At 53.4% G+C, this 24,667-nt stretch carries 28 protein-coding genes; 18 read left to right on the top strand and 10 right to left on the bottom strand.

Annotated features, from left to right (window positions below):
• Window positions 1–28 precede the first annotated feature (28 nt).
• Entirely contained in the window at window positions 29–781 is a 753-nt protein-coding gene (locus JIN87_RS23990; RefSeq protein WP_200358388.1) for a class I SAM-dependent methyltransferase, read from the bottom strand.
• Between the two features lie 77 nt (window positions 782–858).
• On the opposite strand from JIN87_RS23990, the gene rplU reads away from it, so the two are divergent.
• The 3 genes from rplU to JIN87_RS24005 all read left to right on the top strand — a co-directional run bounded on the left by rplU (window position 859) and on the right by JIN87_RS24005 (window position 1,900).
• Window positions 859–1,173 (top strand): 50S ribosomal protein L21, encoded by a 315-nt coding sequence (gene rplU, locus JIN87_RS23995; protein ID WP_200358390.1) that lies wholly within the window; start codon window positions 859–861, stop codon window positions 1,171–1,173.
• A 38-nt stretch (window positions 1,174–1,211) separates the two neighbouring features.
• Window positions 1,212–1,451, top strand: coding sequence for a 50S ribosomal protein L27 (gene rpmA, locus JIN87_RS24000; RefSeq protein WP_200358392.1), 240 nt, complete (start codon window positions 1,212–1,214; stop codon window positions 1,449–1,451).
• A 104-nt stretch (window positions 1,452–1,555) separates the two neighbouring features.
• Entirely contained in the window at window positions 1,556–1,900 is a 345-nt protein-coding gene (locus tag JIN87_RS24005; RefSeq protein WP_200358394.1) for a hypothetical protein, read from the top strand.
• Window positions 1,901–1,985: 85 nt separating this feature from the next.
• Here the strand turns inward: JIN87_RS24005 and JIN87_RS24010 are convergent, their stop codons facing one another.
• The 3 genes from JIN87_RS24010 to JIN87_RS24020 all read right to left on the bottom strand — a co-directional run bounded on the left by JIN87_RS24010 (window position 1,986) and on the right by JIN87_RS24020 (window position 4,983).
• A complete protein-coding gene (locus JIN87_RS24010; protein WP_200358396.1) occupies window positions 1,986–3,392 on the bottom strand; it encodes a phytoene desaturase family protein in 1,407 nt (468 codons plus the stop codon).
• Between the two features lie 86 nt (window positions 3,393–3,478).
• On the bottom strand, window positions 3,479–3,733 hold the full coding sequence (locus tag JIN87_RS24015) for an acyl carrier protein (protein ID WP_200358398.1): 255 nt from the start codon (window positions 3,731–3,733) through the stop codon (window positions 3,479–3,481).
• A gap of 14 nt (window positions 3,734–3,747) precedes the next feature.
• On the bottom strand, window positions 3,748–4,983 hold the full coding sequence (locus tag JIN87_RS24020; RefSeq protein WP_200358400.1) for a beta-ketoacyl-[acyl-carrier-protein] synthase family protein: 1,236 nt from the start codon (window positions 4,981–4,983) through the stop codon (window positions 3,748–3,750).
• A gap of 400 nt (window positions 4,984–5,383) precedes the next feature.
• On the opposite strand from JIN87_RS24020, the gene JIN87_RS24025 reads away from it, so the two are divergent.
• Complete coding sequence (locus JIN87_RS24025) at window positions 5,384–6,019, top strand: response regulator (protein WP_200358402.1); 636 nt, start codon at window positions 5,384–5,386, stop codon at window positions 6,017–6,019.
• A gap of 70 nt (window positions 6,020–6,089) precedes the next feature.
• On the opposite strand, the gene JIN87_RS24030 is transcribed toward JIN87_RS24025, so the two are convergent.
• The 4 genes from JIN87_RS24030 to JIN87_RS24045 form a co-directional block, all read right to left on the bottom strand.
• Window positions 6,090–6,461 (bottom strand): Hpt domain-containing protein, encoded by a 372-nt coding sequence (locus JIN87_RS24030; RefSeq protein WP_200358404.1) that lies wholly within the window; start codon window positions 6,459–6,461, stop codon window positions 6,090–6,092.
• 20 nt (window positions 6,462–6,481) lie between these two features.
• On the bottom strand, window positions 6,482–7,075 hold the full coding sequence (gene recR, locus JIN87_RS24035; RefSeq protein WP_200358406.1) for a recombination mediator RecR: 594 nt from the start codon (window positions 7,073–7,075) through the stop codon (window positions 6,482–6,484).
• Between the two features lie 19 nt (window positions 7,076–7,094).
• Complete coding sequence (locus JIN87_RS24040) at window positions 7,095–7,403, bottom strand: YbaB/EbfC family nucleoid-associated protein (RefSeq protein ID WP_200358408.1); 309 nt, start codon at window positions 7,401–7,403, stop codon at window positions 7,095–7,097.
• Between the two features lie 89 nt (window positions 7,404–7,492).
• Window positions 7,493–8,398, bottom strand: a complete 906-nt coding sequence (locus JIN87_RS24045; RefSeq protein ID WP_200358410.1) for an NAD-dependent epimerase/dehydratase family protein — start codon at window positions 8,396–8,398, stop codon at window positions 7,493–7,495.
• A 58-nt stretch (window positions 8,399–8,456) separates the two neighbouring features.
• Between JIN87_RS24045 and JIN87_RS24050 the strand changes: the two genes are divergently transcribed.
• The 4 genes from JIN87_RS24050 (at window position 8,457) to JIN87_RS24065 (ending at window position 12,400) form a co-directional block, all read left to right on the top strand.
• Window positions 8,457–9,044, top strand: a complete 588-nt coding sequence (locus JIN87_RS24050) for a DJ-1 family glyoxalase III (protein ID WP_200358412.1) — start codon at window positions 8,457–8,459, stop codon at window positions 9,042–9,044.
• 28 nt (window positions 9,045–9,072) lie between these two features.
• On the top strand, window positions 9,073–10,458 hold the full coding sequence (locus JIN87_RS24055) for a dihydrolipoyl dehydrogenase family protein (RefSeq protein ID WP_200358414.1): 1,386 nt from the start codon (window positions 9,073–9,075) through the stop codon (window positions 10,456–10,458).
• A 48-nt stretch (window positions 10,459–10,506) separates the two neighbouring features.
• A complete protein-coding gene (locus JIN87_RS24060) occupies window positions 10,507–11,238 on the top strand; it encodes an SDR family NAD(P)-dependent oxidoreductase (protein WP_200358416.1) in 732 nt (243 codons plus the stop codon).
• 91 nt (window positions 11,239–11,329) lie between these two features.
• On the top strand, window positions 11,330–12,400 hold the full coding sequence (locus JIN87_RS24065) for a M42 family metallopeptidase (protein ID WP_200358418.1): 1,071 nt from the start codon (window positions 11,330–11,332) through the stop codon (window positions 12,398–12,400).
• 99 nt (window positions 12,401–12,499) lie between these two features.
• On the opposite strand, the gene acs is transcribed toward JIN87_RS24065, so the two are convergent.
• Window positions 12,500–14,446 (bottom strand): acetate--CoA ligase, encoded by a 1,947-nt coding sequence (acs, locus tag JIN87_RS24070; protein WP_200358420.1) that lies wholly within the window; start codon window positions 14,444–14,446, stop codon window positions 12,500–12,502.
• A gap of 219 nt (window positions 14,447–14,665) precedes the next feature.
• On the opposite strand from acs, the gene rho reads away from it, so the two are divergent.
• The 6 genes from rho to JIN87_RS24100 all read left to right on the top strand — a co-directional run bounded on the left by rho (window position 14,666) and on the right by JIN87_RS24100 (window position 20,284).
• Window positions 14,666–15,796, top strand: coding sequence for a transcription termination factor Rho (rho, locus tag JIN87_RS24075; protein ID WP_200358422.1), 1,131 nt, complete (start codon window positions 14,666–14,668; stop codon window positions 15,794–15,796).
• 144 nt (window positions 15,797–15,940) lie between these two features.
• Window positions 15,941–17,707, top strand: coding sequence for a hypothetical protein (locus JIN87_RS24080; RefSeq protein WP_200358424.1), 1,767 nt, complete (start codon window positions 15,941–15,943; stop codon window positions 17,705–17,707).
• A 199-nt stretch (window positions 17,708–17,906) separates the two neighbouring features.
• Window positions 17,907–18,662 carry an imidazole glycerol phosphate synthase subunit HisF gene (hisF, locus tag JIN87_RS24085; RefSeq protein ID WP_200358426.1) on the top strand — a complete coding sequence of 252 codons (756 nt, stop codon included), beginning with the start codon at window positions 17,907–17,909 and terminating at the stop codon, window positions 18,660–18,662.
• Window positions 18,663–18,751: 89 nt separating this feature from the next.
• Window positions 18,752–19,165 (top strand): globin family protein, encoded by a 414-nt coding sequence (locus JIN87_RS24090; RefSeq protein ID WP_200358428.1) that lies wholly within the window; start codon window positions 18,752–18,754, stop codon window positions 19,163–19,165.
• 156 nt (window positions 19,166–19,321) lie between these two features.
• Window positions 19,322–19,813 carry a hypothetical protein gene (locus tag JIN87_RS24095; RefSeq protein WP_200358430.1) on the top strand — a complete coding sequence of 164 codons (492 nt, stop codon included), beginning with the start codon at window positions 19,322–19,324 and terminating at the stop codon, window positions 19,811–19,813.
• 93 nt (window positions 19,814–19,906) lie between these two features.
• Window positions 19,907–20,284 carry a VOC family protein gene (locus JIN87_RS24100; RefSeq protein WP_200358432.1) on the top strand — a complete coding sequence of 126 codons (378 nt, stop codon included), beginning with the start codon at window positions 19,907–19,909 and terminating at the stop codon, window positions 20,282–20,284.
• A gap of 75 nt (window positions 20,285–20,359) precedes the next feature.
• Here JIN87_RS24100 and mtaB read toward each other — a convergent pair whose 3' ends face one another.
• Window positions 20,360–21,685: a tRNA (N(6)-L-threonylcarbamoyladenosine(37)-C(2))-methylthiotransferase MtaB gene (gene mtaB / locus JIN87_RS24105; RefSeq protein ID WP_200358434.1), complete on the bottom strand. Its 1,326-nt coding sequence runs from the start codon at window positions 21,683–21,685 to the stop codon at window positions 20,360–20,362.
• A 217-nt stretch (window positions 21,686–21,902) separates the two neighbouring features.
• On the opposite strand from mtaB, the gene JIN87_RS24110 reads away from it, so the two are divergent.
• From JIN87_RS24110 to JIN87_RS24125, 4 genes are read left to right on the top strand one after another with little or no spacing between them, the layout of a single operon-like run.
• Entirely contained in the window at window positions 21,903–22,676 is a 774-nt protein-coding gene (locus tag JIN87_RS24110; protein ID WP_200358436.1) for a type II CAAX endopeptidase family protein, read from the top strand.
• Entirely contained in the window at window positions 22,673–23,641 is a 969-nt protein-coding gene (locus tag JIN87_RS24115) for a thiamine-phosphate kinase (RefSeq protein ID WP_200358438.1), read from the top strand. The genes JIN87_RS24110 and JIN87_RS24115 overlap by 4 nt, the downstream gene beginning before the upstream one ends.
• On the top strand, window positions 23,625–24,062 hold the full coding sequence (gene tsaE, locus JIN87_RS24120; protein WP_200358446.1) for a tRNA (adenosine(37)-N6)-threonylcarbamoyltransferase complex ATPase subunit type 1 TsaE: 438 nt from the start codon (window positions 23,625–23,627) through the stop codon (window positions 24,060–24,062). Before JIN87_RS24115 ends, tsaE begins: the two co-directional genes overlap by 17 nt.
• Window positions 24,055–24,648: an SAM-dependent methyltransferase gene (locus tag JIN87_RS24125; RefSeq protein WP_200358448.1), complete on the top strand. Its 594-nt coding sequence runs from the start codon at window positions 24,055–24,057 to the stop codon at window positions 24,646–24,648. Before tsaE ends, JIN87_RS24125 begins: the two co-directional genes overlap by 8 nt.
• Window positions 24,649–24,667: the final 19 nt, after the last annotated feature.

Raw genomic sequence — 24,667 nt, forward strand, 5'->3', positions numbered from 1 at the left:
CGACATGAAACTGCGCAACGCGCATCGACTACCTAGACGAAGTGGCGGAGTGCTTTCGGACGACCCAGAGGCGGCAATTTTCCGAGAAATCGAGAACCGCAGAAGACTCGCGAGCCAGCTCGCTTCGCATCGCATCCTGGACCAGCTCCAGACTTGCCGAACTCAGATCTTCCAACACCTCAGCACGAGTGGGCACATGCATGAAGGTCGTACCATGCTCCGTGTCGAAGTGCCGATCGCCGTAATCGAGCAGGTTGATGTTCTGCTTTAAATCGTGCTCAGGATCATCCTTCACCTCGAACACCTTCGAATAGAGCCGGTCTTCCCGATCGAGCGTCGAGAAAATCAGAGATCCCCCCGGCTTCAGCACTCTATATATTTGTTGCAAGGCCTGGCGGCGCTTCGCACGTCCTGGAATCTGCATCAGCCCGTTGAAGGCGAAAATGGCTCCTTCGAAGCTCTCATCCGCGAAGCTCAGAGCTGTCGCGTCCTCTCTCCGGAAAGAAAACGGGCATCCCAAGCAGTCTGCGATCTCCTGAGATTCCTCCACCATCGAGTCCGCAAGATCAGTCCCCAGCACATCCTGAAACCCTTCTTCCCAGAGACCGATCGTCACCCTTCCCGCTCCACAGCCGAGATCGAGCAATTTTTCTTCTTCGGAGAAGTACTTGCTAAACAACAGCTTCTCCGATTCCCACAACCCCACGTTAGCCACCGCCTTCGCATAGTGTTGCACTGTGGCAGGCTCATTGAAATAACCGCGAACTCTCTCTACATCCATTTCCAGAAAAATTTCCGGATAAAAAGATTGATCAAAGGCCGCAAAGCGACCTTATTACGCGGTTTCCAAAATTTCCGATGAAGGCAACAATCCAAACACAGGGCAAACAGTACACCGTTTCAGAAGGCGACGTTCTTATCGTGAACCGCTATCCTGAGACCGAAGCCGGCTCCAAGCTCGAAATCAACGAAGTACTCACCGTGGGTGAAGGCGAAGCCTTCAAGCTCGGAGCACCCTTCGTCGAAGGCGCAAAAGTTTCCGCTACTATCCTCGAAAACAAGCGCGGCCGCAAGGTCATCGTCTTCAAGAAGAAGAAGCGCAAGGGTTACGAGCGTCGTCGCGGTCACCGCCAAGAGCTTTCAGTCATCAAGATCGACTCTATCGAGTCCTAACCCCCAACCTTTTAGCTAGCACTTAGCACCTTCCAGTCATGGCACATAAAAAAGGACAAGGAACTTCCAAGAACGGACGCGATTCAAACCCAAAGAACCTCGGTGTTAAGAAGTTCGGCGGCGAAGAAGTCATCGCGGGCAACATCATCATCCGTCAGCGCGGCACTCGCTACCACGCAGGTAAGAACGTCGGCATGGGCAGAGACCACACTCTCTTCGCTCTCGCAGACGGCAAGGTCGAGTTCGACAAGGCTCACCGCAAGGTAGCAGTCGTTTAAGACTCCGCGGAAATAGATTTTCAAAGCCCTTTCCTACTGAGGAAAGGGCTTTTTCGTGCCCTCAACCCCAGACCGAAATTGCCGATGCATAGCCAAACACCCCAATGGACAGCGAACGGCTAAGAGAACTGAAGAAGCAAAAAGCGCTCATCCTCGAACATCTCGAGTGGATCAACGTCGAGATCGACCGTGAAACAATAGAGTCCACACCGAGCACCAGCCCCCACGCCAACCGACTCAGCGAAGCGATCGCCGAAGATAAACCGGTCAGCACAAGCCTCGACCTAGAAGCCAGCTCCCAGGAGCAAGTTGCCAGCGACGTCTACGACCAACTCGGTCCAGATACTAGAAATGCCGCTGCCGACGCGAAGAAAGGCTGCATGCTAATCGGAGCAGCAGCATTTGCAGCCCTAGCTGGGATAGTGATCTACGTTTCGTTCTACTACTAGCCTATCGTAGCGCGGTGCTTCAGCCCGCGGCCACAATGCAAAATCAAATCTCCTCAAACGCGGGCTAAAGCTCCGCGCTACCAGACTACCCCTTTAACACGTACTGATTGGCAACAACCACACCGCTAAGCATACTTCCGACGATTCCGAGATACCCCTGGTCGGTTCCGCAAAGGAAGAGATTATCCCACTCGGTCCGCCCATCCTTGATTTTCTTGGGAGAACCATAAATCGCCCCGCGGGCACGACGGGTAAACTTCTTGACCGTTCGTGGCGTAAACATGTCCGTCGCAACCAATCCGCCAGAGTAATCACGGGTTACCTCCGGCATCATGGGCAAAATCGACTTCTGGATCCTATCAAACCATTCGTCTTTCGCTGCCCTGTAATCCTCCTCGGAGTATCCGCACCAAGTATCGTGGTTCGCGAGACAAGTCACCCGAACGAGACCTTCCTTTAACGGCCGGTCGCCAAACTCGAAATTACTCGGCAGGCAAATAACCCCGCTACGCAAATCAACAGGATCGCTCGGATTCCGATACTCAAACCGGTCCGCATTATTGAAGAAAACAATAGTGTCATCGCCCCACCCCCAGGTCTCCGGCAAATCTTCGTAAACCGCTATCGTCTCCGAAAACGCAAGCTGTCCGGCAAACTCAGACTCGTCGGGAGCTACACCATCTCCCACCAGACCATAGGTCTCCGGATACCCAGCACAGGAGAGAACCGAATCCGCAGTAATCTCATCACCATTCTCCAGAATGATCCTTGAAATCCGTCCCCCTTCCGCGACAAGCCGCTTAACGCCTGTCTTCATTTTTCGGATACCTCCCAATTCGCGATAACGCTGAAGCACAACCCGAATCAGCAAGCGAATTCCCTCCACTGGTCGAGAGAAACCTTCGTGAAAAATCGACCGAAACATGATCACGAACTGGCCAACATCCATGTCATCTTCCACCGCGGATCCATAATACATCAGCGGACAAAAGATCATCTCCTCCAGAAACGGATCGGAAATGAACTGCTTTATCCACTCTCGCGTCGAACGATACGGCAATTCCAGATCAGAATCGGGATAGTCACGAATGGTTTCGCTCAATCGCTTGAATCCATCGATCTGCCCAGGAAAGGCGGCCTCCACTTCGCTCTCGAGCAAAGCTTCGTCATTACTGAAGCGTAGATTCGTACCCGGAAAAGCGATACGTGACGACTTTTGCTCAATCAGATCCAGATCCGCCCGATTGATACGCAACTGACGCAGGATCTTGTTGAACACAGCTCGCCGCTCCTTCGGCGAGACGAAGTTAGTCATCGCATGTAGACCGACGTCATACTTTCGCCCGTCCTTTGCGTAGAAGCTATTCAAGCCCCCCGGAGCGTTGTGCTGCTCTAGAATGATCGTCTTCTTGCCGAAGTGGGCAGCTCGAATTCCAGCAGTTAAACCGGACATGCCAGCGCCAATAATCGCAACATCGTAGTGTTCAGACATTCGTACTCAACTCGTGGATACAAGAATGGCCCAACCATTCAACGGTGGGCCAATTCAAAAAGCTTAATTAGGCTGCTTGGTGGGTGCTAGACGAGCGCGTTGAACTTCGGAGTGAGATACTCCGCGCAACTGTCGAGAGAAGCGAGTTGGACGTAGTCAGCTTCTGGCACTTCGATGCTGTGCTGTTTGCGGAGTTCCATTACGATATCGAGGAAGTCCATCGAATCGAGGTCCAGTTGCTCACGTAGGGCGACATCGCCTTTAACATCGCTAAGATCCTCGTCAGGAGCGATTTCCGCGATGATGTCGAGCACCACTTGCTTGCATTCGTCTTTGGTCATGTAAGTTGTTTTTGCTAGTTCGAAAAGCGCTTTATGATCAGCGCCGAGTTAATACCGAGCATACCAAAGGAGTTATTAAGAATGGCGTCAACCCGTTTCGCTTGCTTGGCTTCGTTGATCACAAGCCCCGGCAAATCACACTTCGGATCGAGGTCATCAACGTTAATCGTCGGGTGAATTAGTCCATCTTCAAAGGACGGCAAATTGCCTGCCAACTCCAAAGCCCCGGCCGCTCCCATCGCGTGTCCGATATAGCCCTTCGTGTTGTTCACGTGCGTGTCTGGACAATCTGAGAACACCTCGCGAACTGCTTCACACTCTTGAATATCTCCCATAGGAGTAGCCGTTGCATGAGTGTTGACGATGTGAATGTCGTTGGGCTGCATGCCCGCCTTTGCGAGAGCGCCTCTCATGCACTCCGCCTGACGTTCCGGATTCGGCAAAACGTAATCAGTCGCATCGGAGTTGATTTTGTAACCAGCAATTTCGCCGTAGATCTTCGCTCCGCGCGCTTGCGCATCTTCCAGACGTTCAAGCGTGTACAACGCTCCGCCTTCAGAGACCACGATTCCGTTGCGGTTCAAATCGAACGGACGAGAAGCCTTATTCGGATCCTCATGATCCGCGAGAGCCCCCTGGCTCTTGAAACCAGCAAAAATCCCGAAGGTACTCGTGCTTTCAGAAACGCCGCCAGCGATTGCGAAATCCACCTCGCCCAACTGCAGCATTTGCATTCCCTGGATCAATCCAAGATTTCCAGCAGCACACGCCGCACCGATCGTATAAGCGGGACCGTGTATCTTTAGGTTAAGAGAAACTTCACCGGCCGGATTGTTGGAAACCGTGCGCGGATTGTGGTGGTGCGACCAAAACTTCGTGTCGTAATCGAATTTGGAAATATTGTAGACCTCGTTCTCCGTCTCTACGTTACCGTGCTCAGTGGTGCCCACGTAGACCCCAGTCCGCTTCTGGTCGAGTTGCTCAACTTCCAAGCCCGCGTCGGCGATCGCTTCCCGAGCACAGTAGATCGAGATGCTCCCCGCTCGCGTACCCACACGCAACTCCTTGCGTTTCTGATACTTAGTTGCCTCAAAATCGCACACGCCCGCTAGCACCTGCCCCATGTAACGCATGTCAATGCGGCTGATTGCCGCCTTCCCGTCAAGAAGGTTGCGGCGGTACTCTTCCAAAGTGTTGCCATTGGGAGAAGTAAGGCCAACGCCGGTTATTACTATTCTGCTAAGTGCCATGAGTGTCTTCGAAGAATGATTACGAGCGAATCAAGGCATCGGGGTTAGCTATTTATCTGCGCCATTCAACACAAAATCAGACTCTCCCTTTACCTCCAGCCAAAGTCGACATAGTTTCACTGAAGACCTGCAACACTGCCTAAGTGAGCTCGACTAGCGATTTTACGCTTTCTCTTGCGAACCAGCGGGCATTATGCATGGGGTATTAACCCTAACTACTTTATTTCCGCCCAGAAGAAATCGATAAATGAGCAATCTGCTGCAACAATCATATTGCCTACGTTTCTTTAATCATCATTAATCAACTTAAGCAGAACAGTATTTGTACGTAACATAACAGAACTGTCACCTAGGAAAACACCACCAGCAGGAGCCCCCGGTATTTAAGACCTCAGATCGAATGAAAGTCGTACTCATCGAAGACCAAATCCTTTTCAGAGAACTCACAGAATCAATCGTCCGGACTGATTTCGGGCTAGAAGTCGTTGGCCAATATGAAGATGGGGAAGAGGGCCTTCAAGCCTGCCTCGATTTGCAACCTGACCTCGTAATCCTCGACCTGAAAATCAAGAAGCTCGGTGGACTTACGGTCTTCAACCGCATCAAGGATCGCACTCCAGAGTGTAAGGTCATTCTCGTTTCCGCACACTTTACTCCCGAGATCGTCAAAAACACCGTTGAACGCGGCGTAAACGGCCTCGTGACAAAAAACAGCTCCATCGAAAGCCTCAAGGACGCCATCGGCCAAATCCTCAAGGGAGCCGTCTACTATTCACCAGAAGCCTACAAGCTGCTTCGCCAGCCGATCACCAACAAGGACTACAACGACAGCCTCAAGATGCTCACCCCTCGCGAGACCGATGTGCTGCAAATGGTCGGCGAAGGCTACAGCTCCAAGGAAATCGCCCGCTCTTTCAATCTAAGCGTTCGCACCATCGACGCTCACCGCTCCAACATCATGCGTAAGCTCAACCTCAGAGGAGCTACGGATATGACTCGTCTAGCAGTGAAGCTCAAGCTCGTCAGCCAAGACTAAGACGAACGCACCTCCATTGAATTCGAAAAGCGACCCAGACCGGGTCGCTTTTTTCGTGGGGGAACTCACGCTAAAGCTTATTTAATACCTCGGAAACCTTCGCGATAAAGAGGTCCGACTCATCCTCAATTCGCTCGATGACGTTTTCGATCTCCAGGACCTCGCCGCTCTTGCAAAGTGGCAAAACAGCCTCCGTCACGCGAAACAGCTTTCGAGCCCCGAGCGCCGCAGCGGATCCCTTCATCTGATGTACGATATCGTAGATATCATCAGGATTCTTTGCTGCGACCGCTGACTCCAACTCTTCAAGCAACCTCGGAGTCTCCTCCAAATAAATCTCGAACAAGCGCATCAACAAAGGTCGCCCATTCTTCTCGCGCAAAAGCAGTTCATCAATCGTCGCCTTATCAAAAACGACTTCCTGCGATACGTCTGGTAACATAAGCAGAAGAAAATCGAGACTTAGTAGCGTTGGCGAGCGTCAAGCGCACTTTTGAGAGTACCGGAATCTGCGTATAAAACCGATGCTCCACTCGGCAGCCCAAAACCAATTCGAGACACCTCAACATCCCCGCCTTCAACGAGTTCTGTCAGATAATGGCAAGTCGCCTCACCTTCGACATCGTTGGGCAACGCAAGAATCAGCTCCTTTACCCCCTCCTCCTTCACACGCGACTCGAAGCCAGACAGATTGAGATTCTCGGGACCGACTCCGTTTATCGGCGAAAGTTTGCCGTGCAAAACATGATATCGACCACGATATGCACCCGACTTCTCGATGGCCATCAAATCGCTAACGTGCTCCACCACACACAACGAGAAACTCTCACCTCGCTGCACATCCTCACAAATCGAGCAACGCTCCTCCTCGCACACATTTCCGCAAGAGGCACAACTCCGAACACGCTCTCGAGCGCTCAGAAGCGTATCGCTCAATTGCTTGGCCGCTTCCGGCTTCTCCAGAAGCAGATGAATCGCCATCCGCTCAGCCGAGCGAAAGCCCACTCCCGGCAAACGCTTGAGCTCTTTCTGCAACGCCTCAAATGCGGGAGTCATCTAGGAACAGCAAAAAGGATTACATGAAGCCAGGCATACTGAAGCCCTGCGTCGCCTTACCCATCTCTTCCTCATTGAAGGCCTTCGCCTTGGCGGCAGCTTCCTTTACTGCGCCAAGCAAAGTCTCTTCGACCAGACTTGCCTCCTCTTGAAGAAGTTCCGGGTCGATCTTCAGATCCAGAAATTCACCTTGCCCATTGATCTTGATCGTAACCGCTCCTCCACCACTGGAAACCTCGAGCTCTTTCTTCTCGAGCTCAGCTTGGGTTGCTTCAATCGCCTTCTGCATCTTCGCAGCCTGCTTCATCAGTTTACCGACTCCGGCCATATCTAAATCCTCTTTTTGAAATTGGGGTTTGTTGAATAAAAATCGCCGCAAACGCTGCCGCTAGCAACCTGCATCGTCAACTCCTATCCCTAGTCCATCAAATCGGCAAACCCCTCTCGGAATGTCGAAAACCTCGGGCTCCAACCAGTAGACTCCCTCAACGCCCGATTTCGAATCCTCCGATTCGCAGGAGGCCCCTTCTCCCCCAATCTCCGCGACCCAACTCCACTAGCGCTCGAAGCCCCAACAAAATCCGGCACCCCCACGCCCAATTTCTCCGCTAGCCACGAAACCATCTCGCCCTTCAACGCAGGTTGGTCATCGACCACATTAAAAAGCTCCGAGCTCAATTCCTCAGATTCGAAACAGGCCCAAATCGACGAAGCCACGTCCTCTATCCGTACCAGATTCAGATAATAATCAGCCCAGCCGGGCAACTCGGCTGGTCCCGTTTTCAATCGATCCAGCATCAAATGCCGCCCCGGGCCGTACAAACCAGCCAACCTCAATACAATCTTCGAGCTCGCCGTCATGCGCTCTAGAAATAGTCGCTCCGATTCCGCAACGATCTTCCCCCGCTCGTTCCCTGGGAGAGGACAGCTCTTCTCGTCCACCCATTTCCCAGCCGCATCCCCACACGCGCTCACGCTACTAGTATATGTAGCAGCCCCTTCGAATCCGACTCGCTCCGCCCAATCGCAAAGAGATTCGTTTCCCTTCAAATAAGACTGACGATACCCCTCAAGCCCCCCGCCGGCAGAACTCACGCAGTTCACCACAAAATCGACATCCTGCCCCGCCGCATCATGCCAAGCGCTCTCGTCAACCATCCCGCAGAACCCAGTAGCCCCCAAAGCCTCCACATCTCGTAAAGTATCCAGATTCCGAGATACAGCCAACACCTTCATTCCTCTCGCAACAGCATCTGCGACTAAAAAACGTCCCAAATAGCCGCATCCCAAGATCAACAATCGCTTTCCTCTCATATCAGCCATCAGACTCGTTTCTCATGGCAAATCATTCACCGCAAGTCCTTGCTAAAAGATTGCCTGCATGAATCGCATCCACACAAAAAGATCCATGTCTGAGAACACGCCTCACGCCCTCGTCATCGTTTTCGACGGAATCGAAGAAATCGAGGCTCTTACCCCCGTCGACATTCTGAGAAGAGCAGAGATCGAAGTCACAGTGGCTACCCTAGACGGACAAGCAACCGTGACAGGCAGGAATCAAATAACATTCGCCGCAGAGACTTCCCTATCACTCCTAGACACGAACAGTTTCGACCTGGTCCTGCTCCCAGGAGGTCCCGGCGTCCTGGAACTCTTGGACCACGACTCCCTACGCGACCTGCTGTTACAACAAGATTCGGAAGGCAAACAAATCGCAGCGATCTGCGCCGCCCCCAAAGTGCTCGCCCAACATGGCCTGCTATCCACCCGACAAGCCACTTCGCATATATCAGTTCGCAAGGACCTGCCCAATCCCTCCGATGCAGCGGTCGTAGCCGACGGGCACATCACCACTTCGCAAGGACTCGGCACCGCAGTCGAATTTTCCCTTTCACTCGTTCGTAGCTTGAAGGGAGAGGATCTCGCCCAACAAATAGCAGACTCCATTCATTTCTCCCCTAAGGCCTAAACACCTAAATCCAAATTTACCTGCTCAAATGAAAGAATATGATTTCATCGCAATCGGAGGAGGCTCCGGCGGTTTCAACGCAGCACGAGTCGCACGCGGCATCACTGACAGCGTCGCCGTTGTCGACGGAGCCGAAGAGCTCGGCGGACTCTGCATCCTCCGCGGATGCATGCCATCTAAGACACTCATCTATTCGGCAGAAGTTCTACACTTGGCCCAAAACGCCAAAAAGTTCGGCCTCAACATTCCGAACGCCACGGTGGACATGCCCGCCCTCCACCAACGAAAAGTCGAAACCATCAAAGAGTTTTCCGACTACCGCGTCGAAGCGATGCGCAGTCGCAAATACGACCTCTACCGCTCCTTCGCGAAGTTCATCGACAGCAACACGATCGAACTCTCCGACGGCACCCAACTCCGCGGAAAGAAATTCATAATCGGCACAGGATCAAAGGTATCCGTTCCCCCGATACCTGGTCTCGATCATGAAGAGATATGGACAAGCGACACTGTCCTTGACCTCGATTTCCTACCAGAGTCGGCAATCGTTCTCGGCGGTGGCGTAGTCGCCTGCGAGCTCGCCCAGTTCCTCAATCGCGTCGGCTCGAAGGTCACTCAAATCCAACGCAGTCCACACATCCTCAAGGATCAAGCTCCAGACGTTTCCGAAACAGTAGAAAAAGCCTTCCGCGACGAAGGTATGGACCTCTTCACAGGAACCTCGCTTAAGCGAATCGAGAAGACCGACGACGGCTTCAAGGTCGTTTTCGACCAAGGTGGATTCGAAAAAGCGGCGACTGCAAAATATGTGGTTAACGCCCTCGGACGTACGCCAAATACACAGAACCTTGGGCTAGAAGCAGCGGGAATCGAATTGCTCCCCAACGGGCAGATCAAAACCGACGAACACCAGCTAACCACCAACCCAGATGTCTACGCAGCGGGTGATTGCGCGGGGCCATTCGAAATCGTACACACCGCTGTGCTGCAAGGTGAATACGCCGCCCGACACGCACTAAAAGAACCCAGCAGCGTGTTCGGCCCCTTGAACTACGACCACATGCTGGACGTCGTTTTCACCGACCCACAAGTCGCCCGCGTCGGACTCACACAAAAGGCTCTCGACGAACGCGGCATCGAGTACATCACAGCGGACTACCCATTCGATGACCATGGGAAGTCCATTTTGATGGAGGCGAAATACGGTTTCGTCCGCCTATTCGGCGAAAAACCAAGCGGCCGAATTCTCGGAGCCGAGATCGTCTCGAAAGACGCTGGCGAACTCATCCATGCTCTATCCGTAGCCGTATCGAACAACCTTACCGCAGCCGACCTTCTCAAAACGCATTGGTACCACCCGACCCTCGCTGAGATAATCAGCTACCCACTTGAAGATATCGTAGACGAGCTCTAGGTTACTGGTAGCGGCCGCTGTCCTCAGCGGCCACAGCCCCAACTCATCATGCGTACCATTCTAATCACCGGCGTATCCAGAGGCCTTGGACAATCCCTCTCCAAACTCTTAGCGAGCGAAGACACTCAACTAATTGGCTTCGGCCGAACTCAGGGTGATTTCTCCGGAACATTCCATACCTGCGACTTCACGAAACCGCAACTGGCCGCCAGCATATTCGACGACGCGCTTGCTGAGACTCAGTTCGACGAATCCGAATCGATAACCTTCATCGCCAATGCTGGCAGACTTGGACAGCTTAACTTCGCCCAGAACCTAGACGTCTACGACACGGAACAAACAATAGCAGCCAACTTAACTGGATCCGCTATAGCCGCCTCAGCGTTCCTTAAGCGCGTCCAAGACATTCCGGTTCCCAAGACATTTATCCAAATCTCATCAGGAGCCGCCCTCCCAGAACGAGCCAAAGCAAGCTGGTCTCTCTACTGCGCCTCAAAAGCCGGCCAAGAACAGCTCGTTCGCTCAATAGCGCTCGAGCAATCGATCACGCCCCACCCCACTACCTTCATAAATGTCGACCCAGGCGTTATGGAAACCGCCATGCAGGAACACATAAGAAGCCTCTCTCCAGATGTGTTCCCTGACGTAGAACGATTTATAAATCTCAAAAAAGAAGGTCGTATCCCCTCACCCGATACGATCGCAGAAAAGATTGCCAACCTGATAGCCAATCCAACTGAACTCGAAAACGGAAAGACCTATTCATTCGCTAATCGATGAGTAGGAGGGCAACGCTCCGTCGTTGCCATACTCCCTTGAGCTTCCCAGCAATGACAAAACATTGCCCACCCAGAAATAGAGAAAACAGTTTATGTCATCAGATCAAAAAGCACCCGAATTCCTACTAGAACTCCTAGAGGCCAAGAGCCCTTCAGGAGCTGAGCAGCAGGCTCAAGCAGCCTACGACAAGTACGTCGAACCGGCCTCCGATGAATACCAACGCGACACCATTGGAAATCGCATCGGCATCCTCAACCCGGACAAGGAAACCTCAGTCCTCTTCGCCGGCCACCTCGACGAGCTCGGCCTGCAAATCAACTACATCGACGACAAGGGCTTTCTCTATTTCAAAACCCTCGGTGGACACGATCGTATCGTCATCTCCGGCCGCCGCGTTCTCATCCAAACTAAGAATGGCATCGTGAAAGGCGTCACCGGCAAACGGGCCGTCCATCTAATGGATGCCAAAGACCGCGAAAAGGTACCGCAAATTCACGAAATGTGGATCGATATCGCAGCAACAGATAAAGCGGACGCAGAGTCGCGGGTTCAAGTTGGCGACGTCGCCACTTACGACCACGAATTTGACTTCCTCCATGGCACGGTCGCCACAGCACGCGCCTTCGACAACAAGGGCGGCTCCTACATTGTTGGCGAAGCTCTACGACGTCTCGCAGAAGAAAAGGAGAGCCTCGAGGCTAAGGTTATTTCTGTCGCGAACGCTCAAGAAGAAGTCGGCGTCCGAGGAGCGATGATATCTGCCTTCAACGCAAAACCGACTTTCGCAGTAGCCGTCGACGTCGGACATGCCACCGACCATCCCGATTGCGATAAGCGTAAGTTTGGCCAATTCAAGCTCGGCGGCGGACCCATTATCACTCGCGGACCAAACATCAATCCGATCGTCTTTCAGAAACTCGTCGACGCCGCGGAAGAGAATAACATCCCCTACCAACTCGAAGGCGACCCACGCCCAACCGGCACCGACGCGCGGGCGATTCAAGTAGCAGGACCTGGCGTTGCCACCGGACTCATCAGCCTGCCACTCCGCTACATGCACACACCCAGCGAGGTGATCGATCTCCAAGACGCTGAACACTGTATCCAACTCCTGGTTGCATTTACGAAAAACCTCAAAGCCGGCGAAACCGGAATCTGGTAAAAGGTAGGGCTCGACGGCCCGGCGAGCCGCCCTCCCAAACAACAAAAAAAAGCCGGCTCCCAACAGGAACCGGCTTTCGCCTTAAATACCTTGTTGCAACTAGCCCTGCTCCTGCAGCTGCTTGACGACCTTTATGTCTTCAAGCGTTGTCGTGTCCTGGTGGATTTCCTTGCCCGCAGCGATATCCTTGAGCAAACGACGCATGATCTTTCCGCTACGCGTCTTCGGCAAAGCTTGAGCGAAACGAATCTCATCCGGCTTGGCTACCGCGCCAATCACTTCACCCACGTGATTACGGAGCTCAGTGCGAACCGCATCACTCTGCCTCACGCCTTCCTTAAGCGTGACAAAACATACGACTGCACTGCCCTTCAATTCATCTGGACGCCCCACAACTGCCGCTTCCGCAACTCCGCTATGCCCAACCAAAGCACTTTCCACTTCAGCTGTACCGATACGGTGTCCTGAAACATTCAATACATCGTCGATACGCCCAACGATCCAGAAATAACCATCCTTGTCCTGCTTACAGCCATCTCCACAGAAGTAGACGCCCTTGTACTCGCTCCAGTAAGTCTCCTTGTAGCGCTTTTTGTCGCCATACAAACCACGCAACATTCCAGGCCACGGTGAGGTGAGAACCAGTTTCCCGTTCTTCCCCTTCCGAACTTCATTGCCGTCGTCGTCAAATACCTTCGGAACCACACCAAAGAATGGAAGACCAGCCGATCCAGGTTTCGAATACGCGGCCCCTGGCAAAGTGGTAATCATAATACCACCCGTTTCAGTCTGCCACCAAGTATCCACAATCGGACAACGGCCACCACCAATCGTTTTATGGTACCACTTCCAAGCTTCCGGATTGATCGGCTCGCCCACCGAACCAAGTAGGCGAAGCGAGCTGAGGTCATGTTTCTTGATGTGTTTGTCGCCCCATTTCATAAACGCGCGAATCGCAGTCGGAGCAGTGTAGAAAATCGTGACGCGATGACGCTCCACAATATCCCAGAATCGATCCACATCCGGGAAGTTTGGAGCGCCCTCGTAAATCACGTTAGTCGCACCATTCGAAAGAATTCCATACGTCACGTAACTATGACCAGTGATCCAACCAATATCCGCCGTACACCAATAGGTATCACTTTCCTTAAGGTCGAAAACGTACTTTGAGGTGATTGTCGTGTGCATGAGGTAGCCACCACTTGTGTGCAGAACCCCCTTTGGCTTTCCGGTACTACCACTCGTATAGAGGATGAAAAGCGGAGACTCAGCATCAAACGCCTTAGCAGTATGCTTGTGACTCGCGTCATGCATGAGCGTGTGATACCAGACATCGCGTCCAGGTTTCATGGATACACGATTACCGATACGCTTGACCACTACGACATTGGTAACGGTCGGGCAGCCAGTGACCGCCTTGTTGACGTTCTGCTTGAGAGGAACAACCGAACCTCGACGCCAGCCTCCATCTGCCGTGACCACGATCTTCGCTTGGCAGTCGTTTACGCGATCCTTGATCGACTCGGAGCTGAAACCGCCAAAAATCACAGTGTGAACCGCCCCGATACGAGCACTAGCGAGCATTGCCACAACCGCTTCACAGGTCATCGGCATGTAAATCGCAATCCGGTCGCCCTTTTTGACGCCCAAACTCTCTAGCACATTCGCAAACTTGCACACTTCCACGTGCAACTGCTTGTACGTCAGAGTCTGCTGATCCCCCGGTTCCCCCTCGAAAATTAGGGCCGCTTTGTTCTCCCGCGGGGTGCCCAGGTGGCGATCGACGCAATTCTCGCAAACATTTAGCTTGCCACCGACGAACCATTTGGCTTGGGGTTCTTTCCACTCAAGCGTTTTCTTCCAAGGCTTTCGCCACTGGAGCAGTTCCTTCGCTTGAGCGTTCCAAAACTTTTCCGGATTAGTCACGGACTCCGCGTATAGCCGCTTGTATTCGGCCATACTCTTAACGGTAGCCTGCTTACGAAATTCGGGTGAAGGCGAAACTCTTTCGCCATCCGTCGCGGATGAACTTGTCTTGTCTGACACTTACTTAGTCCTCTCAGTTGGGGGTTAGGGATTTAAAAGGCAATCTGGATAATGTTCGCAGCGATCTTCACCGGTCAAGCTTTGGAAAGCGCATAAATCATTCTCCTCTAAATTTATAACGATTCGGAAAGCCCGGCTGTAACCCCCTTATACGCCACCGTATTCGTTTTTCAGGCACACTAATATTTCTATAACATCGTCGATTAACTTCCCGTTCGAATGGACAAAGATAACGAGAAAAAAGAACAAACGATCACCGTCGAGGGCGTCCTCGAAGTCACCAAGAAGAAGACCGGCCAACTGCTCGACCTCAGCAAAAACGGCCGCCAACGCCCCACCGACCCATTTGTCCCCAAGGAGCTCATCCGCCGCTTCAAGCTCCGTTCCGGCAGCCACATCGTTGCCCAAGCTACAGCCGATCCTCGCTTCCAGAACCCTAAGGTTCGCTTCATCGAAAAGGTAGACGGCGTCAGCGTAGAAGAACGTCGTAAGTTCATGCCCTTCACACAGTTGACTACGATCACACCAGAAGAGCACATCCGCCTTGAGACCGACAAGAAGCGTATGACTACCCGTGCGATGGACCTCTTTTGCCCGATCGGCAAAGGCACCCGCGGACTCATCGTAGCGCCGCCTCGTACCGGCAAGACCACTCTGCTCACTCACATCGCTCAAGGCATCAACGCCAATCACGAAGAGATCCACTTGATGGTTCTTCTCGTAGACGAGCGACCTGAAGAAGTCACCGATTTCCGCCGCAACATCGACGCCGAAGTCTGGGCATCCTCAAACGACGAGGATCTGCAGAGCCACATTCGCGTAGCCGATCTTTGTATCGAGCGTGCCAAGAACCTCGTCGAAACCGGCAAAGACGTCGTCATCCTCATGGACTCGATCACCCGTCTCGCCCGTGCTCACAACTCCGCTAAGAAGTCCGGACGCACCATGTCAGGCGGTCTCGATATTCGAGCACTAGAGAAACCACGCCAGATTTTCGCCGCCGCCCGTAACACTGAAGAGTCCGGATCGCTCACCATTATCGCATCCGCCCTCATCGAAACTGGCAGCCGCATGGACGAACTCATCTTCCAGGAGTTCAAGGGCACTGGCAACATGGAGATGGTCCTCGATCGCAAGATCGCAGACATGCGCCTCTACCCAGCGATGAACATCGCCACTTCCGGTACCCGCCGAGAAGAACTTCTAATTCCAGAAGACAAACTCGATGGCATCCACTTCTTTCGTCGCGCCCTCGTTCAGCAAAAGCCTGAAGAAGCGACCGAAACGATGCTCACCCGACTTTCAAAAACCGACTCAAATCAGGACCTGCTCGACCTCATCAGCCGTTAAGCGACCGGAAAAGGCAGATCTTTCGATAATAAGCGGCGTCAAACGCGCTTAACGCTTGATCTGCCCCTACCAGTCGCGAGAAAAAGAACGTTCCTCTGCTCGCAGGACTCAACAGCGAGCGCCACACAAGTTCTCATATATCTAATGGATAGCTTCTCCGAACAGTGCCTCGACATGGCTCGCTCCATGCTCAGCCACAATTTGGATTCCATCAATCCTGATGGAACCATCACACCCGTAGAGGGTGAGGAACCTCGTCTCGACGAGTCCGGTCACGCCGCGCTCGCAATCGGCGAGTTCTACCGTGCGACAGGAGAAACCGAGCTCGACGGCAAGGATCTCATCGACCTCGCAGCTCGTTGTATCACAGCGCAAGCATTCCGCGATCCCCCGCAAGAAAACGGACTCGCATACGCAGCGCTCGCCCTCCTCTCTTTCGGTCCATCTAAAGAGCGTAACCCAGTTTGGGAACGCCTCGTCGACGAGACGCGCGAAAACCTCGACCGTCTCCTGCTCAACCGCAGCGACTACAACAACCACTGGCAGTCCTTCAACGTAGCGAAGGCCGTTTGCCGTTTCTCTCTCGGACTTTCCAAGAAGGACGAAACGGGTCGCCTCATCGAACGCTTCCTCTCCCGAATCGAAGAAACGAGCTCCAACGGCTACTTCGACGACGTTGGCGAAGATGGCATCGGCGGTTCATTCTCTCTCTACGGCGTAATGTCCTTCGTTTTCATTCGCCAGGCCCTTCAGCTTCACAGCAACCCAGGCCTCCGCGAGCGTAAGCTTCCATCCCTCCGCACCTTTGCCGAGAAGTACATCAAGCTTCTCCCAGACATGGTTCGCGAAGACGGCCTCGGTTGGACTTGCTCCGACAACGCGGGTGCCTACGGACAGATGCACCTCATCTCGCTCCTCCTCCAAGGGTTCCGTGATGGTTGGGTCCCCGACGACAAGCGTCCAAAGTACTTCGACCTGCTCCGTCGTCTTTTCTACTTCTTCTACGTCACTTACCTCGACCAAGAGCATGGCTACCTCGTCGTTCGCGACGAAGAGCGTACCGCTTGCACCAACCATACCACTCGTATGGCCAACTTCGACGGTGCGCGTTACCTCAGCCAGTGGGCACGTCTCTCCAAGCAGATCGACGCTCCACCAGCCTCTGCGCCAGAGCCATTCAAGTCTGGTTGCCGCTTCGTCATCTTCGATAAGTCGAACAAGAAGGAACAAGGCCTCCTCCTCTACCGCAACGTAGACTCAGGTCTCCAGATGCAGATGCCGCTCATGTCCAACAACGGAAATGGCGGATCCAATTGCCTCACTTTCCCTCACTCACCAGGCGTATTCGATTGGCCAAACAGCCAGCACCTGCCGGTCATGATCCCAGAGCTCACCATCGGTGACGACGTGTTCGTTCCTTCCTTCTACGGAAAGAAGTGCACCACCGGCCTCGGCTTCAAACGCTCCTTCTACTTCCGTTACGAGCAGCCAGAGTGGATCAACACCGAAGAGAAGATCGTTCCCGGTCTCGGTACCGTGAAGGTCAACTGGACGTTTGCCGGTAATCAAATCTCCTGCGAGTTCATCTATACTGTGAAGAATCAGGTCACCCTCGATCGCTTCCGCTACGTACTCGCCATCGGTTCGCCACACTCGCGCTATCGCGTTGAGTCCTCACCGATGCTCGGTGCAGAAGGTCTCCGTTGCTCGATCCAAAAGGATGACTTCCAAGGGACTTGGAAGGAAACCGAAGTGGTCACCAACGATCGCGGTTACCGCAGCAACTACGGCAACCTGCACTACTTGCAAATCCTTGAGCGCGACCATCCACTCATCATGCGCCCTGGTCAAACCTACCGTTTCGCAGCGACCTTCGATCCCGACATCATCGCAGTCGGCGAAGCCGAGTAAGAACGGCAAAATCTTTCCAAAGGGCGGCCTCCAAAAACGGAGCCGCCCTTTTTCATATCTTAATCCTAATCGTCCTCTTCCTCCTAATCAAAGAATCCAGAACGAATAAGAGGGAGAGCAAGAGGATGATTAAGATTCGAACTTGTCCCCAGCCGAGATCCTTTCACTCTGCATCCTTCACCAGTCACCACTTTCCACCGTGTTAGCCAAACGCATCATCCCTTGCCTCGACGTCCACGCCGGCCGCGTCGTCAAAGGCGTTAAGTTCAAAGAGCTCCGCGACGCGGGCGATCCCGTCGAATCCGCGAAGGCCTACGACCAGCAAGGCGCCGACGAGCTCGTCTTCCTCGACATCACCGCCTCCTCCGACGAACGCCAAATCATGCGTGACGTCGTCGAACGCACCGCTTCCGAGTGCTTCATGCCACTCACCGTCGGCGGCGGCCTCCGCACCGTGGAAGACATCCGCAAGATGCTGCACTCCGGAGCCGACAAGGTTTCGCTCAACACCGCAGCCATCAATAATCCGGATCTCATTTTCGACTCCGCCAAAAAGTTCGGCAACCAGTGCATCGTACTCGCAATCGACGCGAAGCGCGACGGCGACTCCTGGCGCGTCTACACCCACGGCGGACGCAACCCCACTCCTCTCGATGCCATCGAGTGGGCCAAGAAAGCGGTCTCCCTCGGAGCTGGCGAAATCCTCCTCACCAGCATGGACGCAGACGGCACTCTCGCCGGTTACGATTGCGAACTCACAAAACGCATTTCCGAATCAGTCGAAGTCCCAGTCATCGCTTCCGGCGGAGCCGGCAATCTCGATCACATGGTGGACGTCCTAAAGGAAGGCAAAGCCTCCGCAGTTCTTGCCGCTTCCATCTTCCACTTCGGCACCTATACCATTCAGCAAGCCAAAGAACACCTCGACGCAGCCGGTCTCCCAGCCCGCCTCTAGTCGAGGCCTAACAGCTTCATTTTCAGCAACGCCGCCTTCACCGAGGGCGGCGTTCTTGTTTGGCACATCGGTTGCTTAACTCCCACCACATGACAGAAACACAAATCCAACTTGTCCAATCCTCCTGGGAAAAATGTATTCCGATCGCCGATACAGCCGCATCTCTCTTTTACTCAAAACTCTTCGAGCTCGATCCATCCTTAAAACCTCTCTTCAAGAGCGACATCAAGGAGCAGGGCAAAAAGCTGATGACCATGATCACGACCGCAGTGCGCGGACTGAGCAACCTTGAGGCAATCGTCGGTGCTGTCCAGGACATGGGGCGTCGACATGCAGGCTACGGAGTAAAGGAAGAACACTACGAAACTGTAGGCAGCGCATTGATATGGACTTTGAAAAAAGGCCTCGGAGACGATTTCGACGAGGCAACGGAAGAAGCTTGGGTCGCAACCTACACCCTACTCGCGTCGACGATGAAAGATGCGGCAGCGGAAGCGGCATAGCTCCCCTTAGGGAATCGATTTTCACACATCTGGCTGGATTTTCCCCAAGGGGTGCAGCCAGATTCTCCCTATTGGCCTTGTGAGAGGCTAAGATTTTACGTCGCGAGAGGCTGAAATACCTTTTTTCGCCGAACTATTTCAGTAGAATGCTCGGCGATGATCTTGGGCCAACTCATCCAAACTGGACGCCACTTCTGCGAATGTCGTTCACATGACTTCATCCCGAAGTCCGAGGATCGATTGGTCGTCATTTCCTACTGCATCCACGATCAGCTTCTCGCCCACTCCTTCGACCACGCTGATTGGGAACTGGAAAAACGTATTCGAGAAAAGCTCCAAGAAATTGAAGCGGTAGCCTACATACTGATTCAACGGATCAATCACCGCTCGCAAACCGAATTCCCTTCTCCCATCGGCCGCAGTCCCATGGACCGTGTCATCCTCACTGCCGCCACCCCACGCGACTTCCTCACGGAAGCCTACTACCTGGAGAAGGCCACATCTGTAGAAGCTTATAGGCTTATTTCCACAAGCCTGTCTGAGAAGAATTCCATCGCCCACGAATCGAATCTCTTCCACTCCCCGGCCAAGCAAACTCGAGAGCCAGTTCATTATCTCTTTCCCGAACTCGCAGAAATCGCTGGATAAGCCGCAAATACGAGCAGTCGGCTAGCCAACAATTCCGTTGCAGAGAGCATCCGTGCTTGGCCTCGTCCAAGCCTACCCTATTAAAGCAAAGCAATGATCAAATTCCTCCATACCCGAATTCGCGTCAGCGACCTGCAAGCCTCCATCGATTTCTACTGCAAGCACTGCGGCTTCCAGATCCACAAAGGCCCAAACACAAGCCCGCAAGGCAACCAGATCGTCCACCTCGAACTACCAGGCAATGAGCATATGCTCGAACTCACCTACTCGCCTGATTTCGAAGTAAAGTTCCCAGAAGACCTCATGCACACCTGTATCGGAGTCGACGACATCAACGCATTCTGCCAAAAACTCGAAGACGACGGCGTCGAAGTCTGGCCCGGCAACTGGAAGGAGAAGGAAGACTTCCGCATGGCTTTCATCACCGATCCAGACGGCTACGAAGTAGAAATCCTACCAAACAACAGGTAGGGCGGCATCGCCGAGGCCGCCGCAACAACCCGATCAGTAGGGCTGTCGCTCGCGACACGCCGCAGAGCCCGGGCCTTAATCCAGAATTTCCAGCAACTCGCCCTCGACGTAGTCGGCGGCGAGTTTTTTTAGCTTCACGCGGCCGCAGCGATTGGCGAGATCGAGTCCCTCTTCCAATCCCTCCTTGGGCACCACAACCCGAATGTAGTTGTCCGTGTAGGACGGCCAACTATCCGGCTTCGGGTTTTCGAAAAGCACACGCATCTCCTGGCCAAGGTGCTCTTCGTAAAAGTCGTATCGCTTTTTTGAAGACAATCGACGCAGGTAGGCGCTCCTCCTAGCCCGTTCGGGAATCGGCACCTGATCCTCACGTCGAGCCGCGACCGTTCCTTTCCGTTCAGAGTAGCTAAACACATGGCAGAAGTTGAACGGATTCTCCAAGAAAACGCGGCAGGTCTCCTGAAACTCCTCTTCTGTTTCACCTGAAAAGCCGACCATGATGTCAGAACCGATGTATGCGTGCGGCACGCTCTCATGAGCGAGATGAAGAAAATCCAAGTATTCAGAAATAGTATACTTACGACGCATTTCCTTCAGAACCTTATCGCAACCGCTCTGCAGCGGAATGTGAAAAAACGGCAGCAACGCGTGCTGCGGATCATTCATCAAAGCGAATAGCTCGGTCGGGATAGTAGTCGGTTCGATGCTGCTGATACGGATTCGATCAATCCCGGGGATTGCATTGAGGCCCTCTAGGACTTTCAGCAGGTCACCATCTTTCGTTTCGTAAGTACCGATGTTTACTCCCGTAATTACAATCTCGCGAATTCCCTGCTCTGCTTTCTGGCGGGCCTCTTGCAAGAGGTTTTCCATATCGCGAGCACGAGCCGCTCCTCGAGCAAACGGGATGATGCAAAAGCTGCACACGAAACTGCAGCCATCTTGGATCTTGAGGTTTGCACGCTGGTTGAATGGGATATCTCCGAAATTATGGATGGTGAAATCGTCCTGCGAAATCTTCTCCCGAACGATGATCGGCTTCTCGTTCTTCTCCTGCCCGATGTAGTCGATGACGCTCATCTTCTCCTGATTTCCAATAATCAGGTCCACGCCTCCGATTTCCGCGATTTCCTTCGACCCCATCTGGGAGTAGCAACCAATCACAGCAGTGTAGGCTTCGGGGTTCTTGCGAACGAACTGGCGAATCGTCTGGCGACATTTTGAGTCTGCCAGATTCGTTACAGTGCACGTGTTGATGATCCCAAGGTCAGCTTGCTCTCCAAAAGGCACGATCTCATAGCCACGCTCCTGCAAGCCCTGCTGAATCAGCAAGGTCTCAGACTGATTCAACCGACAGCCCAGCGTATGTAGCGATGCCCTTTTCTTCTGCGCCTTATCCATCCTAAAACCGGCAAGCCATAACCCCTCCCTCCCAGATGTCATGCAAAATCTCCCTCTCCCCCGCACCCGTCCCAACTCTGCGCAGTTTCATGTCGAACGTTCGACATGAAACTGCGCAGCTCCTTCTTCGGAAAAGGAAGCAGCCCTTCATTCGGGGTATTTTGAACTCGCCCCGACGACGCATCCGACTTCCCTCAGAGCTACGAAGTCCCAAACCATGCTCGCAGAACCGCTCGACAACCCAGCCAAGAAGCCGTCTCACACGATGCTCCCCAAGTGGGAGATACGAGGCAGCGACTTTGCCATCTTCGTAGCATTCCTCTTCTCTAGCATGGGCTTGGTCTCCCTCATTTTTCAAAATGTCGCGGCCAAATTCCTCGTAACCGATCCAGATGCCCCGATGCCCCTCCTCGTCTCCCTTTCGGCGAATCTCGGGATGCAGTTCGGCATGCTAGCATCCTTTCTGGTGTTTCGTAAGATAATTCAGCATCAGGACTTTACTCCTCCACCTCATCGGAGGTACTCGCCTACAAAATCGATGCAGGTCGGGCTGAAGTGGCTGATAATGGCCTATCCAATCATGATCGGGATAAACCTCCTTTCCCGCACGATCCTCAACCTGCTCGGATTCGAACAAGTCATCCAAGACCCAATCCGAATGGTCCAGGAGGGAGGAACCACTTTCGAACTCTTCGCCATGTATGCGATGATCGTGGCTGTCGCTCCCATCTGCGAAGAAGTCGCTTTCCGAGGAGGCATCTTTCGCTACCTGCATCATCGCGTGCCTCTTTATGCCTCCCTCGGTCTTTCCGCCTTCTTTTTCGCGCTTCTCCACGCAAACCTCTATTCCTTCGCCCCGCTCATGACCATCGGAGTCATGCTCGCATTGGCTTACCGGGAGTCCGGCTCGCTCATCTCCTGCTTCACTTTCCACGCCGCATTCAACTCGATCAACCTCGCCCTGATCCTCCTTTTTCCGGAGATGTCATGAATCCCTTTTCTGCAGACCCGTCCCTGGCAATCGGGAGCCTTGGCGAATCCGCATTGATCGAGAAACTCCGAACCTGGCTTGGAGCAAGCTCGCCCACCTCTCCATTCGGCATAGGAGACGACTGCGCCGTTCTCCCGTCAGTCACTCCAAATTCCCAACAGCTTGTAACCGCCGACCCGATTATCTACGGCAAACACTTCGACGACTCGGTCGGGCCCGAACAAGCTGCGGCCAAGCTGCTCCGTCGCAACCTCAGCGATATTGCTGCGATGGGAGGACGCCCCACTCATGCGGTCATCGCGCTCGCACTTTCGTCAAACGTATCCATTTCTTGGATCGAGTCCTTCTACAAAGGCTTAGCTCTCGAGGCGGAACAGTTTTCAGTATCCATCGTCGGAGGCGACGTTTCCAGTGCCGACGGTTTTCTGGGAGCCTTCCTAACACTTTATGGTGAAACCTTGCCACAACCCCGTCCTTTGCTCCGAAAAAACGCCACACCGGAAAGCCCGATTTTCGTCACAGGAGAACTCGGTGGCACTCGCATAAAAAAGCACTACTCATTCACCCCTCGTTTAGCGGAAGGCCAATGGCTCGCCCAGTCCGGAGTGTGTACGAGCTGTTCCGATCTTAGTGATGGGCTTGGCAAAGATTTCGCCAATATCACTCCCGATGGCCTAGTCTGCGTGATTGATTGCGAAAAAGTCCCCGTGGCAACAGACGCCGAATCGATCTCGAAGGAATCGCAACATTCACCTCTGTATCACGCATTCAACGACGGAGAAGACTTCGAACTCATCTTCACTCTTTCACCCGATACCAATCTTGACGCTTTCAAATTGGACTGGGAGGCAAATTTTGACACGCCTCTTTCCCAAATAGGCGTCCTCAGAGAGGGAGAATCAGGCCTCATCCTCGCAAACGAGCCATCTAACTTTTCAGCCACCGGCTATGAGCATCTTAGATAAGCTAAAATCCGGAATAACAACCTCATCACCAGAGGAGACATACAGCGTCGCCAAGGAGCTTGCCCACGTTCTGGGCGACGAGGCCGTTCTCACCCTAGAAGGCGATCTCGGGGCTGGAAAAACAACCTTCGTCAAAGGTCTCGCCCAAGCGTGGAGTATTCAAGAAGCCGTTACGAGTCCAACATTCAACATCTACAATCTCTATCAAGGTGACCGCCAGCTCGCCCATATGGATGCCTACCGATTGGAAGAGTCACCCGAGATCTGGGACGAGCTCATGCTGGAAGAACTCATCTACCCTCCCTTCTGTCTCGCCATAGAGTGGCCTAGCAAACTCCCTTTCATCCCCTGGCCCATCACTCACAATCTACACCTGACAGCAAAGGGTGAAAAGCGAACGATTACGCTCGAAAATGAATAAATGGGACAAAATTTTCGGATCAGAAGACTTCGCCTACGGCACAGATCCTAACGACTTCCTCGCAGAAAACGCTCACCTGATTCCGCAAGGCAAGGTTCTCTGTCTCGCGGATGGCGAAGGACGAAACGGTGTACACCTCGCGAGCCTCGGTCATCAAGTCATATCGCTAGATTCCTCGGAAGTCGGCCTTGCCAAAGCGACAAAGCTCGCCGAGCAAAGAGGACTTGAGATCGAACCGTTGCTGCAAGATCTCTCGGACTACCGCTTCCCCGTGAACGAGTTTTCAGGCGTTGTATCCATTTTTTGCCACCTCCCTCCGCTCCTTCGAAACCAAGTCTACAGCCAAGTCGCTCAATCCCTCAAACCAGGAGGCGTTCTCCTAGTCGAAGCCTACACGCCAGCCCAACTTAAAAACGACACCGGTGGCCCGCCTATCGAAGAACTTCTAGCCAGTCTCGAATCGTTGCTTCCAGAGCTGAAGGACCTCGACATCAAACTCGGCCACGAGATCGAGCGTGACGTTGTCGAAGGCCGCCTTCACACAGGGAAGGCTTCGGTCGTTCAGATCATCGCGACCAAGAAATAGGCAAACGGGCTCCTCGCAG

It is taken from the genome of Pelagicoccus mobilis (assembly GCF_016595505.1).
GTDB lineage: Bacteria > Verrucomicrobiota > Verrucomicrobiia > Opitutales > Opitutaceae > Pelagicoccus > Pelagicoccus mobilis.